A 1,790-nucleotide genomic window follows, 5' to 3' on the forward strand; every position below is an offset into this window, starting at 1 on the left:
CGCCGGACTTACCCGCGGCCAGGGTGGTGGCCGTGGTCTCCTTGTCGGCATTGGCGGCGACCCGCCGCACGTTGATCGTCTTGTCGTCACCGTCGAGGTACACCACGCCGTGGTCGGCGTCGGGCTTGAGCTCGAACGCCCACCCGGTGGTCTTGGCGATCTTGGTGCGCTTGCCATCGTCCGCGATGCGCTGCACGGACGTGCCGGCGACCGCGACGATGCCCTCGCGGGTCGGCACGGCCGAGGTCACCTGACCGTCGAGCTCGATCCGCTTGCCGAGCGTGCCGCTGGCGGTGTCGAGCTTGATCAGACCCGTCTTGCCCTTGTCCTCGGTCGCGTCCTGCGTCAGCACCGCCGTCTCGTCCAGACCACAACCGGGGTTGAAGTACGCCAGCGTGGTGCGCACCGGCAGCTTCTTCACCGCACCGGTGGTGAGATCGACGGTCGCGGTGAACCCACCGCGCGCCATCAACGCTTCCTTGTTCGTGTACGTCCGCGGCGCGTACACGACGACCAGCCGGTCACCGGAACCCGTCACGCAGGCGTTGCCGATCCACAGATCGGCCTCCACCGCCGGATGGTTGAGCGTCGCGATCGTCTTCCACGCGTAACCGGACTTCGCCTCCGCGACCATGACATGGAAACCGGTCTGGTCACCCATCGTGGTCCACAGCCTGTCCTTGGACTGCTGCCAGTCCTTGCCCAGCACCTCGGCCCGCTTCTGCGGCATCACCGACGGCGGGTCGACCGGCTTGGCCTTCTCCGCCTGGATGTTCGGCGCCGGGTCGGGTGCGGCGACCGCCGACGCCGTCCCGGTGAGCATCAGTGCCGCGGTGGCGAGCGCGACACCGCGCCACAGCCCTCGGCCTCTTCGTGTTCGTGCCATCAAATCCCCCAGGATTCTTTGATGATGGCCCTGTTGTCGCGCAGCTCAGGGCGGCACACGACAGCTACGCCTCGACCGTGGTCAAGGCGCGTACGTGCGCTTACAAGATCCCCAGTGTGAAACAACAAGCCCCAGTGGCGGCAAGCTAACTGTCGCGTGTGAACAGTGTCAAGATCGGGTGAAGCCACGCACGCCGAACGAATCTCCACTGACATGGGCGGCGAGGCCGGCGGCCGGATACTCGATCAGCCGGTCGGGAAGCGAGTCGAGCCGAAACCACTGCACGGCCGAGCACTTCGCGGGTTCACGGTTGGCCGGCTCGCCGACCCAGTGGCGAGCCTCGAAGAACAGACCGAGCCGTGGTTCGGGACCGGACCCGTTGACGTGCAACGTGTGGACGTGCCGCAGCTCCTCCGGCGCAACGAGGACACCGACCTCTTCATCTGCTTCACGAACCGCCGCGTCGAGGACCGACTCGCCCGCGTCGAGCTTGCCCGACGGCAGGTGCCAGAGACCGTCGAACAGCGGGTTCGGGTCGCGGCGCCGGGTGAGCAGCACCTGGTTATCACGCACGAGCAGCACGTGAACATCAATGAGGTGGCGGTCAGTCATCGGTCCTCCCCGCGCGTGACGAACGCCACTGAGTTCGGGCGATGCCGAATCCGAATAGACGTGGCGCCTGACAGCACCGCGACACGATTGTCACCCACGGTTACAAGATCAACTCACCACTGCTCTATCGCAGGTCAGCACCGTGATCCGTTGAGGTGAACACTGGTGCCCCCGACGGGATTCGAACCCGTACTGTGATCCTTTTAAGGGAAGTCAACTTCCCGTCGCGACACCCTATCTGACCTGCCCGTGCGCAAGATCAGCGACACACCGCCGCGAACTTTGGGCGCGT

Annotated in this window: 1 protein-coding gene and 1 pseudogene; both read right to left on the bottom strand. The window is 65.8% G+C overall.

Translation table 11 applies throughout. The features are described from left to right. Window positions 1-886, bottom strand: a pseudogene (locus tag QSK35_RS42510) (hypothetical protein); the annotation flags it as partial. A gap of 168 nt (window positions 887-1,054) precedes the next feature. Next, complete coding sequence (locus tag QSK35_RS42515; RefSeq protein ID WP_285754132.1) at window positions 1,055-1,498, bottom strand: NUDIX hydrolase; 444 nt, start codon at window positions 1,496-1,498, stop codon at window positions 1,055-1,057. Between the last annotated feature and the right edge of the window lie 292 nt (window positions 1,499-1,790).

Source organism: Lentzea sp. NBRC 105346 (assembly GCF_030269605.1).
Lineage (GTDB): Bacteria > Actinomycetota > Actinomycetes > Mycobacteriales > Pseudonocardiaceae > Lentzea.